Raw genomic sequence first — 13,259 nt, 5'->3', positions numbered from 1 at the left:
ATCCAGTGTAAGCTAAAAGTTAGATGCAGGCCATTGGTCCACAGTCATCGTTTTGGTAAAAGGAAGGCCCATATAGTTGTACCTGATCGTTATTTGTTCAATCTTGTCCTCCGAGCTGATCCGAATTCCATAGCCTATTGGGGTATCGGTACTTCCCTTATATTTCTGAACCTCTTCCGTGCTCAGCTTCGGGTGGATTTTCATCGCATCCATCGCGACGAACTTGATATTCGGGTCCTCCTCAAGTCCGCTGCCTGCGACCAAATGCAGCGTATAGCTAACTATCAGTTGCACCTCTTGAGCAGGCCTCCATTTTCCGTTTACAGCCACATCGGTCAGCTTAATATCCCAAAATCCGTGATTAACTAAACCGATGATAAGCGTCTCACTTTCTGCAATCGTGGTTATGCCATCTGCCTTAAGCGGCCTTTGAGCAGCTGCAAATAAGCTTAAGAACACTACGAGAACCGCAAGACCGGCAATTGCGATCCACTTGCCCTTTTTCCTCAGTGCCCTCACCTCTTCTCCACTCTGCAAAGCAACTAACCTAACGGATCTGCTTCGCTAAAACCTTTTTCCAGTCGCTCCACGCCGTTAAATACCCTGGCAAGTCATCCGGATGATGCCGCAGGCAAATCCCGATTCTGCAATAGAGCTGGAAAGCAACTTCCTCCACTAACTGCGCATGCTCCACTCCGCCCCGCTCCAGCAGAGCGTGTGCAGTAAATAGCGTATCCTCATTGATATCATCGGACGACGAACAAAACGCATAGCAAAAATCATAGAGAATTGGCCCCGCCATCGGCGATGGATCAATAACGCCTACCAGCCTATTGTCGCGGAATACAAAGTTGTGAATGCCAGTGTCCCCATGCAGCAGGTAGCGTTCATCCAACTGAGCGTTGCCGTAGAGTTTTGGAATTAGCTCTTTTACGAAACGATGATCCTCTTCGGGCAAAACGTCCGCAATATTGGCTTTGCACTGTTCATAGCTAATTTCATTGAATTCGAGCCAAGATTCGCGAGGCCATTGGAATCTTCCCCATTGCTCATCCCCGGTGTAAGGCTCGTATTTGTTCAACTGCTCCTTAACGAGCAGCGACAGCCAAGCCTTTTTCGTTCCGCGGTTAACATGGGTCGTGCCTTCCTGAAAAGTGTACAGCATATAGTGGTTACCATCGTCCGCATAGAGAAGACGAGGCAATAACGATGCATCCTCATACGTCGTTAAAAAACTGCTGACCAGCCCCATAGATTCGGGGTCGTCAAACTTCAAAATATACCGGGCTTGATTGATATCCTCTAATAGAAATACAAGTCCGTCGGTCGTTCCCTTCAACGGCTGCATACTCGTTATGGCCTCTATCTTTTTCAAATCACGTAATTCATCTATAATGGCTTGAACTTCGCTAGTAATTAGTGGCATAAAATATTCCCCTCATTTCGCATCATAGAAGCTAGTCTGAAGCCTCTGCATCACCGGTGTCATAAAACGCGATCCGGTTGCCGAATGGATCGGTAACGATACATTCCTCGCCGCCCCATGGCATCGGCTCCAAGCCGGGTCTTGAGAAAGAACGTTTCTGCGAAATAAGCTCCTCATGCAGCTGCTTAATGCCATTAACCGCTATGCGTATAGCCGAACCCGGCGTGCAGTCGCCGTAATGCTCACTCAGATGCAGCTTAACTGCACCTTTTGAAATTTGGAGATACAAAGGAAAATCGGGCTCGAACCGATGCTCCCAATCAATTTGAAAACCTAAATAATCGATATAAAATTCCTTCGCCTTACCTTGATCAAATATCCGAAAAATCGGAATAATTTGCTCCAGCGACATAGCTGTCACCCTCCTTATCGATTTCACCGTATACAGCTCCCAGCACGCGTGTGGAGTGACCGTCAGAATCGGTAACTCGCCAATTCCTCTCCCCAAGGCGCGATTCCTTCAATTTGAAATCCAGCCCGGTTATACAACCTTCTGGCGCCTTCGTTGTCCGGATGGTAGCCAAGCATGATGACGTCCGTTCGATCAAAAGCGCTCCCGATCATCCCGACTAATTGCTTCATCGCTTCCGTGCCATAGCCCTTCCCCTGCTCACTCTCATCGATCATAAACCGGTAGATCCAATAGTTGCTATCATCCGGGTCAACACCATACATGGCAAAACCGATTACACGATCGTCCAGGTAGACTGCTGCTGCTTTAAATCCAGGCAGAAATTGCAGCTCGGCAATCGAATATAAGTTCGAAGCCATAAACGTTTGCTGCTCTTCCTTGAGCTTCAACCGGATGCAATGCTCCCAATTGGAGCGATTAATTTGTTCTAAACGAATAATAACGGACTCCTCCTCTATGACAGAAAAGACCGTCCGAGTCATTTCTGCCGCCTATTGAATGTCACCTTGAAAAGCTTGAATAAAACCAATTTCAACTGCACCATGCTTCATGCTATCTGTCATCCCTTTAATCCTGTCTGTTGTCATACCGCATCACTCCTTTCTTCATCTCTATCATCTTACCATCTCCTCCATAATTGGAAAACAATGCACTTTCAGCTTCTGGCCGAGTTGTTCGTACGAAGTTAAGTAATTCAGGCTGCACGTTGAGGCTTTTGAGGCAGTTTTCGTCTAAACTTCACCGTTCTCACCGCCACCGCGCCTCCGCCACAATGATCAAAATGTAAATCTGCAGGTTGTTAGCCGCTTTTTCGAAGAATTAAGGCCTCAAAATGCAAATATGCAGTTTGATTGGCCTATAATGCCTTTTTAGGGCCATTTCAAAGGTATTCAAATGCACTTTTGCATTTTGGTCGCTGTTTTGAGCCATTTGAGGCTGATCAAAATGTACTTTTGCATTTTGACAATGACCCCTTCCATCCCCGCAGAGCATCTAACCAGCCGATTAAAATAAAAAAGACTGCCGAATCAGTCTCGACAGCCCGTACCCGTACCCGCGATATTGCGGTTAGAATTCCTATTCACTTAGGATCTGCAAAAGCCCGCTCCGGCCGCTTCACACCTCGAGCGGCAAATAAATCTCGATCGCGCCTTCCCCTTGCTCAATCGCGTTCAAGTCAGCCCAATATTCGAAATCGAAGGGGCGCAAGCTCGCAATTTCCTGATCACGAATGAAATCATACGCATCGCCAATGTCGATTTCATCCCCAGTATGTATCACTTTCGCGTAAACTCCTGCAGGCAGCGTATGGCTAACCATACCATCAGGAAGAGAACCAAATTCACTGACTGCTACAGCAACGATACTTTCGAACGGCGTATCCGGCGTAAATTCCTCCTCCGAATAGACCTGAACCAAATAAACGCCGTCGTCACACTGCTTCCCGATATAATGCCGTTGCGCTTTCAACTGCTCTCGCAATTGTATAATAATGCCTTCTGCAAGATCCTGATTTAGAGACACCGCAACAGTGTACCCGACGAGCTTCGTTTCGCTGCGTTCCAACTGCTGCACAAGTTCAATAGTCATTCGCGTATTCCTCCCTATCTGTCAGGAAGCTTCTATCGTCTCCATGCCTGCTTCCTTGCAAGCTTCGAGCAGAGGAGCTTCCGGCAGCCTGTCGGTAATCAGGCGATGCGCCTGGCCCAGATGAGCGAATGAAATGAAATCCTTGGCTCCAAATTTGGAGTGATCGGCAACGATCGTAACTTCCGTGGCTTGGCGGATCGCCGCCTTCTTGATCTCGGCCTCATACATATTCGAATTACTGAAACCATGCTGCGCCGAAATGCCGGTCGTACCCAGAAACACCCGCGTATAAGCCATGGAGCCGATCAAATTCTCGGCATAGGGCCCAAACAGCGTCGAGGTCGTCTCCAAAATCATTCCGCCCGATACAATCGTCGGTATTTGCTTCTCCTGAAGCTCGCTTGCGACATTAAGCGCGTTCGTCACGACGGTTATCGCCAATCCCGGTTTTAATGCACGGGCAATTTCAATCGTCGTCGTTCCGCCGTCCAGAAATATATATTCTCCCGGCTGAATATAGGACGCAGCCTTCCGGCCGATCCTCGCCTTTTCTTCGGCCAATATGCCCGTACGGTCCTTCAAGGCAATATCCTTGCCAAGCAGAATCGCTCCGCCAAAGGTTCTGCGGATAAGGCCGGACTGCTCCAGCTTCTCCAAGTCTCTGCGGAGCGTCATTTCGGTGACTTGGAACCGCTCCTTCAGATCAGCGATTCTTACTTCACCGTCTATATCCAATTGTTCTTTAATTTGCCGTTGTCTATCATTCCATTCGCTGGTCATCCCGAGCAACTCCCATTACGATATTGCAAATCCCTCACCCTATTATTGCAAGGGATCAGTCAATGTTCAACTCCCAGCTATAATCGACGGTTTGACCGGGCTGCAAAATAACCAGCCGGCCCTCTTCGGCCTCCTTCGCAATGCCCTCGACCCGGCAATTGGCCGGTTCTATGCCAAGAACATGCATACCCGCTCCGGGCATTTTCCATTGCACCAAGTAAGGTAGCGTCTGCGAGGACCAGCGAAGCGACACCGTAAGAGGAACTGACCTGCCCCCAGCTTGCGGAAAAAAAGGCTGGTGCAGCTTCACCTCAGCCGTGTCCCTGTCCAACAGCTCGTGATAATATACAGCTTCTGCACAACCCGGCTCGGGAAGCTGCCACTGATTCAGCACACTCAGACCATCCACCGCTTTTTGCCGTTTCAGTTCTTCCACTCGTCCCGATTCATCCAGACCATACAGACCTGCCAGACTTTCCAGCTCGTTGAGGCATTCCGCCCCTTCTAGCCCGTCTGGGCCTTCCAAACCTTCAGGCCCGCCCAGCCCTTTCATTCCTTCCACTCGTTCCGGCACAATCTGTCCCTCTCGCCCCATACCTTTCAGCCCCACAGGCGCAGCCCCCGCATCTCGCGGCACTATCGCAGCCGGAGGAAATTGCATTCGCGTATCGGGCGTCATAAGCGGGTAGCCAAAGTTAAAATGATAGAGCAGCATATGCGGCAAGGGCTCGAAGCCCGCATTTTCGACGATGTCTGTTACCGTAATCCGGTTCTCGCCCAGCCAGGAGCGAATTTCGCGATGCAGCCGCAGATGGCCCCCGAACATCGCTGTTTCCTCCACGATGCCGCGGATGACCATCTCATATTCGTCTCCGTTCCATCGTCCCTCCGCAGCCACCTGCCTTGCCGGAAGGTGATGCGCACGGCCATGCATGCCATAGCTTTTCCCCTCGTAAGCAGAGGGTGTACCGACATGTGTCAGTCCGCAAGTCATCATCAGACCGCCGGAAGCGGAGCGCAGCCAGCCCGTTCCCTCCGGCTCGTAGTACATGGGATGAACGTCGCCGCCCGCCGCTTGCCAGCTGATCGGCGTGCCTCCAAATTCCGCCAGCGAAAAATCAAGCCCTTTAGTCGGTGTTATCGTATATGCAAGGCCAGCACCGGTACGAATCTCTATGAATTCCAGCCCCTGCTCCCGGCCTTCAACTCCGGTAAACCGGCGGATGCCGCCGATTTGCTCCACTCGCCCGACATGCGCCTCCAATTGTCTGCGCGTCCACTCCCGGCCGTATAACCTCATGCCTGCTACTCCTCAGCCAAAACAGCGACCCTTTGAATCCGGGGGTCGGTGAAGTAATCATGCTCATCCCGGCTCGTACTGGAGAACTCCGAGACGACCGCGCCCTCATCGCCGGCTTGAAACCAATGAAGCGTTCCGGGCGGAATCGTGTATTGCTGTCCGGGCAGCAGGACAATTTCATGGAAGACCGTATAGCAGCTCTCACTGCCCGGCGGAATTGTTGCCCCTATTGGCTGTGATGGCTCGCCGTCCACATATAAATACACTTTGCCCGCTCTGCAGCGGAACGTTTCCATTTTGCCAGGGTCAGAACCAATTGGAGGATGCAGATGCTCGGGACAAGTCTGCCCCGGGAACAGCGCAAGCTCTTTGGCGCAATAACGGTCATTGTTTACGTAGGTAACCAGCTCCAGCCCTTGAATCTCAAGCTCATCCAAACCGAAGGCTGCAACCTCGATATTTGCCCGTTCTTCTTCAGACAATATAATCCCGGCGCCTTGCAGCAGCTCTGCCGTTCGTTCCTGAGCCGCCTTCACTTGATTGCGAGTCAGCATGCTTTCCGCCTCCCTTGCTTATTTGAAATCGGCAACTGCCGATCCATCATAAATAACCGCATTCCCTTGACTACTGACATGAAAATGTGAAAAATCCGCTCTCGGCGGGTACGCTGCCCATCCCGCTTGCAGACGCGACTGTACATCGCGCCAAGCCGGTATGCCGCTTGTGGCATCGGGCTGTTCGACGTTGCACGCCCCTGTCGCCACCGCCCCAATCACCGTGTCCTCCGGGCTCAGTCCTTGAACGAAGCCGGCCAGAAATCCGGCGATCGTGCAATCGCCAGCCCCCGTCGTACCTGCAACCTCCACGCGGAAGCATGGCACATACAGCTCCCGGTTGAGCCAACAAGCGACCTGCCGCGGCTGATAACGGCCTAATCTCGCCATCCTCTCCTCCGAGGCAGTCGTCCGGACATATAAGCCATATTCGCCAAGCTTGAGTGCCACGATTGCCGCCCCCATGTCCAACAGCTCCGAAGACAGCGCTTCCAACATTGCGGCATCGATATGCGATAATAATTGATCGCTGCCTACCGACGCTATCATTCCATCGTACACGTCTCTTCTAAGCATAAACAATATTTCCTCAACGCTTGGCAGAAACAGATCCACGTCAGGCAGCGTGCGGGCAAGAATTTCCCGCCAATCGACTTGTCCTGATGGCGCATCCGTATCCGGCTTCGCCATATCCATTGAAGTCGTCACTCCGGCTGCCTTCGCCCGGCGCATCAGCTCCGCCAATTCGGCGCCGCCATTCTCATACATATGGCGCATGAGCGGCGGATAACCGAAATGGAATAAGCCCGCTTCCTCTAGCGATTCATCCGTTACATCTTCAGCTTTGAACGTATCGTTGGCTCCTGTACAATGCAGAAACATCCGGTCGACCTGAGGAGGATTGATGACGATCGAATAAGAACTAGCCTCGCCAGCCGCTACAATCATCCCCTCAGTCAGCTCTTGCTGCCGATCACCGATGATAGACAATATCGCTTGCCCGAAAAAATCATCCCCTACTTTGCCCATCAGCTTCACCGGCAGGCCAAGCCGCTGTAAAGCCAGTCCTGTATTGGCCACTGCTCCGCCGGTTGACAGCGAAGCTTGACCGATGTTCAGCAGCTTCCCCGGTGCCATACTAAACGGACCGCCGGGAATAGCCGGAATAATATCGAGGCAAATATGCCCGCCTACGATGATGGGATAAGGTGCTGCTCCGTTGTCCAAGTTAGCTCCCCCAGTTGATTGGTATCGTCGTTCCTGTCCGATTGGATTCTAATGCAGCCGTGAAGACGCGATGGCTGCCGGACGCTTCCTCCGGCGTTGCGCAGCGGAAAGGCTGCGCCATTCCATCCTTGCCGTTTGCGACCTCGTCGCAGAAAGCCGCCCACATCTGCAGAATGGAATCGGAGAATCCGAACTCGAAGATGCCTCCGGTAATCGTGCCGTAAGCCGACTGATAAGGAACATCCGTTACATGCCAGGCCTGGCTTCCGCCCGGTTCATAAGGCAGCGAGGAAAGCTGCTTCGGATTTTTGGTCGAAAATTCGGCAGACAAGCGTGTTCCTTGCACTTTGATGAACCAAGTGTTGGAATGGCCTGGCGCAATCCGCTTGGTGGACAGCACCATCGGAAACTGCTGTTCCTCCGTCTTAACCTCACAAGCAAGAATGGCATTGTCCCAAGTCTCGCATGGCGACATCCCGCCTTTGCCGTCCGGTCTCTCCTCTACGACTTTCGTCAGCAGTGCCCTTACGTTTTGCGGATGCCAGCCGAAGCGCATCGGGAGATGCAGCACATGCATGCCCAAATCGCCCATACAACCATATTCGCCATTCGTTGCGATTCTCCGCTTCCAGTTGATCGGTTTTTGCGGATCAAGATCGCTGGAATGCCAGAAGCCCGCTTCCACCTCGATAATTTTACCGAAGCGGCCCTCCTGCACCCATTTGGACAATTGAAGAGCGCCGGGGAAAAACGGAAATTCTGAAGAGCAGCGGACGATAACTTCGGGGTGCTCAGCAATGGCCTTGCGGATTACGGCATTCGCTTGCTCATCAATGCCAAACGGCTTTTCACCCAGCAAATGCTTGCCGGCGCGAATAATATCGGCATAGATTTCGGCATGGAGATTATGCGGTACGGCGCAATAGACAGCGTCCACCTCCGGGTCAGCCAACAGCTCTTTGTAATCGCTGTACGTCCGTTTTACGCTCGGAACGGCCTGCTCGAACCATGCAGCGGCTTCCGGGTTAGCATCGCATACAGCCGTAATGACCGGTTGAAAGTCAACATGGCTCAAATGGCACCAGCGGGCGGCAGCGCTCGCGAACTCTTTGCCCATTAAGCCGCAGCCGATCAGACCGAAGCGAATTTCTTTTTTAGACATGGGAAACGCTCCCCCCATTCAGAACAGCCAATGCCGTTGCTGCGCTGTGGCCTTTATGAACAATACCCATCAAGGCTTCGGTCATCCGCGCAGGCTGAGGATGCTGAATAACGTTGCGACCATATACGATGCCGGATGCGCCTTGCTCCATTAGCTTCACCGTACGTTCCACAATCTCTTCATCGGAAGCGCGGCCCCCGCCCCTTACGAGAACAGGTACGCCGGATGCGACCTCAATGACGCGGTGATATTCCTCTACGTTATCGCAAGGATCCGCTTTGATGACATCAGCGCCAAGCTCTGCAGCTTGACGGACGAGCGGCATGATTTTACGGATATCCCCGTCTACCATATAGCCGCCCTTCTGATCATTCGGAAGCATAACGAGCGGCTCCACCATCAGCACCATGCCATAACGCTCGCATTCGGTTTTCAGCTTGGCGATATTTTTGACGCATTGATAATGCAGCTCCGGCTGGTTCGGCAGCAGCAGCAGGTTGACGCATACCGCAACAGCATCCAATCTTACGGCATGCTCGACGGCGTTATCGATAATTTCGCTAAATAGAAAATGCGGCAGCTCCGAGCCGTAGATGTTCGCCGCATCGGTACGCAATACAAGGCCGGGCTTGCTTTTACCCGGAATTTGCTGCAAATGCTTCGCTTGACCCAGACTAAGCTGAATGCAATCCGGATTGGCCTTCACGACGGTCTCTACTGCCTGCTTCATATTTTCAATCGAGGAAAGAAAGCCATATTCATTAAAAAAGCCGTGGTCAATCGCAACGTCAAAGCACTTGCCTTCTTCACTGAACATTCTTGCCATACGTGCAGCTGCTGTCATCGGTATCCACCCTTTTGTGTTATTAACAAACAGAATAATGTTCGTTTATAACATTATTATACGGATGAATCGATCAAATTGTCTACTAGTACTTTGTTTGAAACAAACATTTTTTTCTGCTATCGCTGTTCGATTACTTCTGACAACAACAGCAATACAAGCCCTTGCCCATACAGTGTAGGGAATAGCGGCACCTCATTGTACGCTCTTTCGCTCTCCAGTACCGGCGTGCCGCCGGATACGCCCGAGACCGCTCCCGTTGCCGCTACCATCGGCACAATTGCAGCTAGTGCCCGGTCGGCGTAAGGCAGAAGTTGTTCAGAGGCCAGTTCCATGCGGACAGCCTTGTACAACCCCAAAGCAATAGCTGCGGAGCCCGATGTTTCTTCATAAAAGCCAGGCCGATCCAGCACGGTTGGCCACATCCCTCCGGGCAGCTGGCAAGCAGCGAGTGCCTCGATGAGTCTGCCGTACCGGTATTTCAGCTCATGAAGCAAATCCGAATCCCGGCAAAGCTTCTCCGCTTCCTCCAAAATCATCGGAATGCCGGCGGCATTCCAGCCATTCGCCCGGTTCCATCTGGCTGCCGACATCCAATTGCCGGCTGAACCGTCCCAGCCATGGAAGAGCAACCCCGTATCCTCGTCCTGCAAGGCGCGAAGATGGAGCAGCGCTTGCAGCAGCGCTTCTTCTGCGTGCTTGCGGTTACCTGTTAGCCGTGCTGTACGCGCTAGAAACAAGACCGCCATAAATACGGTATCAGCCCAAATCTGCTCGCTGAACCGGGCATTCTCCGTCACGGTATGCTCAAACGCCCCTTCACTTGTACGGGGAGCCTGCTCCACCATCCACTCCGCAATTTCCACAGCCTTTTCCAAATAATAAACGTCTCCAGTGGCCTTATACAGCTGCGGAAAAATGGCATACGGCGCCATGGAATTGATGACTCGAACCTCCTCGGACTGCCCGCGGTTGCGCCGTACCCAGCCCTCCACCTCCTGCAAAACGGATGAATCCCCTGTCGCTCTGCCATATTCCGCAGCCGCAATAATCCCGACCCCCGGGTTCCAGTCCCACTTATCGATATTCATCGCCCAGTCGGTCCAGACATGGCCGCCCCAATCCTCAGGCTTGCTGTGCATCATAAAGTGATAGACACGACGCGCCGCTTCCTGTATATCCGTTCTGCTCCTATTGTTCATTTTGCACATTCTCCTTCTTTAGCTACAAAAAACGGTTGCGGAATTCAGTCGGCGTTAAGCCGTATTGCTTCTTGAAGCTTTCGCGAAAATAATCCTGATCCGCATAGCCGATCCGCTCGCATATTTCGTAAATTTTAATCATCGGGTCCTCCAGCAGCCGGGCTGCCTCCTCCATACGAAGACGAATAATCCAATGCGTAATCGTCTGCCCGGTAACTTCCTTCACAATTAAATTCAAATATTTATCACTTAAACCCACCGCTTCAGCTACATCCGACAATGATAAATCGCCCTGCGTAAAATGATCCTTCATATACCGAAGCGCCTGCTCGGCAAGCTTCTTCTTCTTTAAGCTTCCCGCCCACTCCTCCGGCGGCAGCTCATCCAGCAGGTTCGGCAGCTTTTCCTTAGCCGACTGCAAAGCGAAAGCGGCTTCCCGCCTGCCTTCCCGTTCTTTCAACAGCTGGCCGGCGGCATTCGATACGACCCTCTCAATCTCATCGGGGTCAATCGGCTTCAGCACATAGTCCAGCACCTGCAGCTTTACCGCTTGCCGCGCGTGCTCGAATTCATTAAGCCCGGATAAAATAATGCAGCGGGTTTCCGGCTGCCGCGCCTTCACTTCGGCGATGAGCTCCAGACCGTTCATTCTCGGCATGCCGATGTCGGTCAGCAGCAAATCCGCCCCTTCTCTCTCCAGCCAAGCAAGCGCCTCTTCCCCATTCTCCGCAGCGCCAAGCAGCGATATGCCCAGCTGCTGCCAAGGTATGGAGCAGACGAGCGTATCCCGGACGGTTTTGACATCTTCGGCAATAAGCAGCTTTAACATGGGACTAGCCTCCTCTTCTTATGCTGTCTGTCGATTCTGATGACAATGGCAGTACAACCTCGACGCAAGTGCCTTTGACTGATTCCACGTAGCGCAGACCAAAAGCCTTGCCGCAATGAAGCTGAATTCTGCGGTGTACGTTCAGCGTCCCGTAGCCGGAGCCGGAACTGGAGCCAGCATCGGCCAGCCGTTCGCCTCCCGGCGCCTGCTCCTGCAGCAGCTGGTTCATTCGCTGCACATCACAGCCGATGCCGTTGTCCTGCACCTGGAGAATCAGCTTCGTCCCGTCCTGGCGGGCGGAGATCGTGATGCGGCACTCAGAATCCTCTTGGGCGAAGCCGTGGATGATAGCATTTTCCGCGAGCGGCTGCAGCGTCAGATGAATCATGCTGGCGGACAACAAGCGGTCCGGGACAAGCAGCTCCACGACAAGATGTTCGTTCATCATTTGCTGAATATGAAGATAAGACTGCACCTGCGCGAGCTCCTCCTTCAACAAAATCCACGTCTGACCCCGGTTGAGGCCATATCGGAAAACGTTAGCCAAGGAGCGGACGATGCGGCTCGTTTCCTTATCGCCAGCCATAATGGCGCGGCAATTGATCAGATCCAGCGTGTTATATAGAAAATGAGGATTGATCTGCGCATGCAGCAGCTCCAGTTGGAGTGCGCGGCGCTCCATCTCCTCCTCGAAAGATTTCTCGATTAATCCATGAAGCGTAACGAGCATGGATGCAAATTTCTGATTCAGCTCGTCAACCTCATAAATTCCTGTATTCGGATGCGGCAGCGGCTCCTTGAACGCCGCAACCTCCGGACGCTGCATCGCTGCAACCAGCCTTGTAATGGGAACCGTCACCCGCACGACGATCCGCCGAACCCAGAATGCAGCGATCAGCAGAGCGACGACGGCTGTCGCCGCTCCGATTCCTGATATCGCCAGCGTATATTTGCTGAAATGGCTTTCCGGGACGACCGTAAGCAGCTTCCATCCGTTTGCCAGCGTATCGAACATGACGCGATGCTTCTCTCCATCGATGCGAATGACGATCGAGCCTTTGGCTGCGCTCGAAGCCTGGACGTACGGAAGCCCGCTGACATCCTCTAGAAAGGCATAACGCTCGCTTGCAATGACCTGCCTGCGCTCATCGAGCAACAGATGGTACCCCTTATCAATAGGTGCATTGTTAAAGACACTCCTGATGCTGCCAGCATTAGCGCCGATAATGACCGTGCCGACGCTTCTGCCGTCCTTGATGCTAGCCTTCTTCCTTGCCGAATAAATCATCGAAGCGCTAGGCCTGCTTGTCGCTTGCCCCCACCAGACGGTCTGCTGCTCACCGCTGCTCAGACTGCGGTACCAGCTTTGGTTATGCAGATCGCCGGCTTTGAAAATGCCCGTCACCGGGTCGAAATGTTCCGTCGCCAATCCGTAAAGACCGCTCTCCGGCTCCAGCGCCAGCGATACCGTATACGATTGCTGCGCAGCGTCCCGCGAGCCAAAGTCATTGAGCAGCGATAGCAGCGATAGATTTTGCAGATTGGTTTGCAGTGTGAAATAATCGCCAACCGCCTCGTACGGCTCCTCATGAGCGCTCTCCAGCAAGTTTTCGATCGATTGATTGCTGACGATAAACGCCGAGACGTTGTTCATCGTATCGAATTGATACCACAGGTTGCGGTAGACGAACTTCATCGATTGCTCTGCAAGCTGAAGCGTATGGCCGTTCTGGACCCGAATGAGAATATAACTGGACGCCGTTGCAAAAAAAGCGATAATGACGACGATCAGCAAAAATATCGGCATATTCAGCCGCGACAGCAATCCCGATCTCCCTTTGCGCAGGCGCACAGCCATCTCCTTCTCTCCCTT

At 52.6% G+C, this 13,259-nt stretch carries 14 protein-coding genes; all 14 read right to left on the bottom strand.

Annotation, left to right across the window (positions count from 1 at the left end):
• Positions 1-12: 12 nt before the first annotated feature.
• A complete protein-coding gene (locus IEX98_RS06720) occupies positions 13-519 on the bottom strand; it encodes a hypothetical protein (RefSeq protein WP_188888172.1) in 507 nt (168 codons plus the stop codon).
• Positions 520-547: 28 nt separating this feature from the next.
• Positions 548-1,426 (bottom strand): phosphotransferase, encoded by an 879-nt coding sequence (locus IEX98_RS06715; RefSeq protein WP_188888171.1) that lies wholly within the window; start codon positions 1,424-1,426, stop codon positions 548-550.
• Between the two features lie 31 nt (positions 1,427-1,457).
• The gene (locus IEX98_RS06710; protein WP_188888170.1) at positions 1,458-1,838 is read right to left on the bottom strand and encodes a glyoxalase superfamily protein; all 381 of its coding nucleotides are present in this window, start codon (positions 1,836-1,838) and stop codon (positions 1,458-1,460) included.
• Positions 1,839-1,900: 62 nt separating this feature from the next.
• Positions 1,901-2,380 (bottom strand): GNAT family N-acetyltransferase, encoded by a 480-nt coding sequence (locus IEX98_RS06705; protein ID WP_188888169.1) that lies wholly within the window; start codon positions 2,378-2,380, stop codon positions 1,901-1,903.
• A 634-nt stretch (positions 2,381-3,014) separates the two neighbouring features.
• Positions 3,015-3,488, bottom strand: coding sequence for a GyrI-like domain-containing protein (locus IEX98_RS06700; RefSeq protein WP_188888168.1), 474 nt, complete (start codon positions 3,486-3,488; stop codon positions 3,015-3,017).
• A gap of 21 nt (positions 3,489-3,509) precedes the next feature.
• Positions 3,510-4,268 (bottom strand): DeoR/GlpR family DNA-binding transcription regulator, encoded by a 759-nt coding sequence (locus tag IEX98_RS06695; RefSeq protein ID WP_188888167.1) that lies wholly within the window; start codon positions 4,266-4,268, stop codon positions 3,510-3,512.
• A 55-nt stretch (positions 4,269-4,323) separates the two neighbouring features.
• The gene (locus IEX98_RS29090) at positions 4,324-5,568 is read right to left on the bottom strand and encodes an aldose 1-epimerase family protein (RefSeq protein ID WP_229692016.1); all 1,245 of its coding nucleotides are present in this window, start codon (positions 5,566-5,568) and stop codon (positions 4,324-4,326) included.
• A gap of 5 nt (positions 5,569-5,573) precedes the next feature.
• The gene (locus IEX98_RS06685; RefSeq protein WP_188888166.1) at positions 5,574-6,122 is read right to left on the bottom strand and encodes a D-lyxose/D-mannose family sugar isomerase; all 549 of its coding nucleotides are present in this window, start codon (positions 6,120-6,122) and stop codon (positions 5,574-5,576) included.
• A gap of 18 nt (positions 6,123-6,140) precedes the next feature.
• On the bottom strand, positions 6,141-7,349 hold the full coding sequence (locus IEX98_RS06680) for a carbohydrate kinase family protein (RefSeq protein ID WP_229692015.1): 1,209 nt from the start codon (positions 7,347-7,349) through the stop codon (positions 6,141-6,143).
• Position 7,350: 1 nt separating this feature from the next.
• Positions 7,351-8,511, bottom strand: a complete 1,161-nt coding sequence (locus tag IEX98_RS06675) for a Gfo/Idh/MocA family protein (RefSeq protein ID WP_188888165.1) — start codon at positions 8,509-8,511, stop codon at positions 7,351-7,353.
• Positions 8,504-9,355 (bottom strand): class I fructose-bisphosphate aldolase, encoded by an 852-nt coding sequence (locus tag IEX98_RS06670; RefSeq protein ID WP_188888164.1) that lies wholly within the window; start codon positions 9,353-9,355, stop codon positions 8,504-8,506. Before IEX98_RS06670 ends, IEX98_RS06675 begins: the two co-directional genes overlap by 8 nt.
• Positions 9,356-9,474: 119 nt before the next feature.
• Positions 9,475-10,557, bottom strand: coding sequence for a glycoside hydrolase family 88/105 protein (locus IEX98_RS06665; RefSeq protein WP_229692014.1), 1,083 nt, complete (start codon positions 10,555-10,557; stop codon positions 9,475-9,477).
• 22 nt (positions 10,558-10,579) lie between these two features.
• Complete coding sequence (locus tag IEX98_RS06660; RefSeq protein ID WP_188888163.1) at positions 10,580-11,386, bottom strand: response regulator transcription factor; 807 nt, start codon at positions 11,384-11,386, stop codon at positions 10,580-10,582.
• Positions 11,387-11,390: 4 nt separating this feature from the next.
• Entirely contained in the window at positions 11,391-13,244 is a 1,854-nt protein-coding gene (locus IEX98_RS06655) for a cache domain-containing sensor histidine kinase (protein ID WP_188888162.1), read from the bottom strand.
• Between the last annotated feature and the right edge of the window lie 15 nt (positions 13,245-13,259).

The organism is Paenibacillus radicis (ex Gao et al. 2016), assembly GCF_014641555.1.
Taxonomy (GTDB): Bacteria; Bacillota; Bacilli; order Paenibacillales; family Paenibacillaceae; genus Pristimantibacillus; species Pristimantibacillus radicis.
This window is presented reverse-complemented; position numbering and strand designations above follow the sequence as displayed.

What these genes read in the sequence shown, in the direction of transcription:
- IEX98_RS06715 (WP_188888171.1), bottom strand. Translation starts at nt 1,426, where the DNA reads ATGCCACTAATTACTAGCGAAGTTCAAGCCATTATAGATGAATTACGT.
- IEX98_RS06710 (WP_188888170.1), bottom strand. Translation starts at nt 1,838, where the DNA reads ATGTCGCTGGAGCAAATTATTCCGATTTTTCGGATATTTGATCAAGGT.
- IEX98_RS06705 (WP_188888169.1), bottom strand. Translation starts at nt 2,380, where the DNA reads ATGACTCGGACGGTCTTTTCTGTCATAGAGGAGGAGTCCGTTATTATT.
- IEX98_RS06700 (WP_188888168.1), bottom strand. Translation starts at nt 3,488, where the DNA reads ATGACTATTGAACTTGTGCAGCAGTTGGAACGCAGCGAAACGAAGCTC.
- IEX98_RS06695 (WP_188888167.1), bottom strand. Translation starts at nt 4,268, where the DNA reads ATGACCAGCGAATGGAATGATAGACAACGGCAAATTAAAGAACAATTG.
- IEX98_RS29090 (WP_229692016.1), bottom strand. Translation starts at nt 5,568, where the DNA reads ATGAGGTTATACGGCCGGGAGTGGACGCGCAGACAATTGGAGGCGCAT.
- IEX98_RS06685 (WP_188888166.1), bottom strand. Translation starts at nt 6,122, where the DNA reads ATGCTGACTCGCAATCAAGTGAAGGCGGCTCAGGAACGAACGGCAGAG.
- IEX98_RS06675 (WP_188888165.1), bottom strand. Translation starts at nt 8,511, where the DNA reads ATGTCTAAAAAAGAAATTCGCTTCGGTCTGATCGGCTGCGGCTTAATG.
- IEX98_RS06670 (WP_188888164.1), bottom strand. Translation starts at nt 9,355, where the DNA reads ATGACAGCAGCTGCACGTATGGCAAGAATGTTCAGTGAAGAAGGCAAG.
- IEX98_RS06665 (WP_229692014.1), bottom strand. Translation starts at nt 10,557, where the DNA reads ATGAACAATAGGAGCAGAACGGATATACAGGAAGCGGCGCGTCGTGTC.
- IEX98_RS06660 (WP_188888163.1), bottom strand. Translation starts at nt 11,386, where the DNA reads ATGTTAAAGCTGCTTATTGCCGAAGATGTCAAAACCGTCCGGGATACG.
- IEX98_RS06655 (WP_188888162.1), bottom strand. Translation starts at nt 13,244, where the DNA reads ATGGCTGTGCGCCTGCGCAAAGGGAGATCGGGATTGCTGTCGCGGCTG.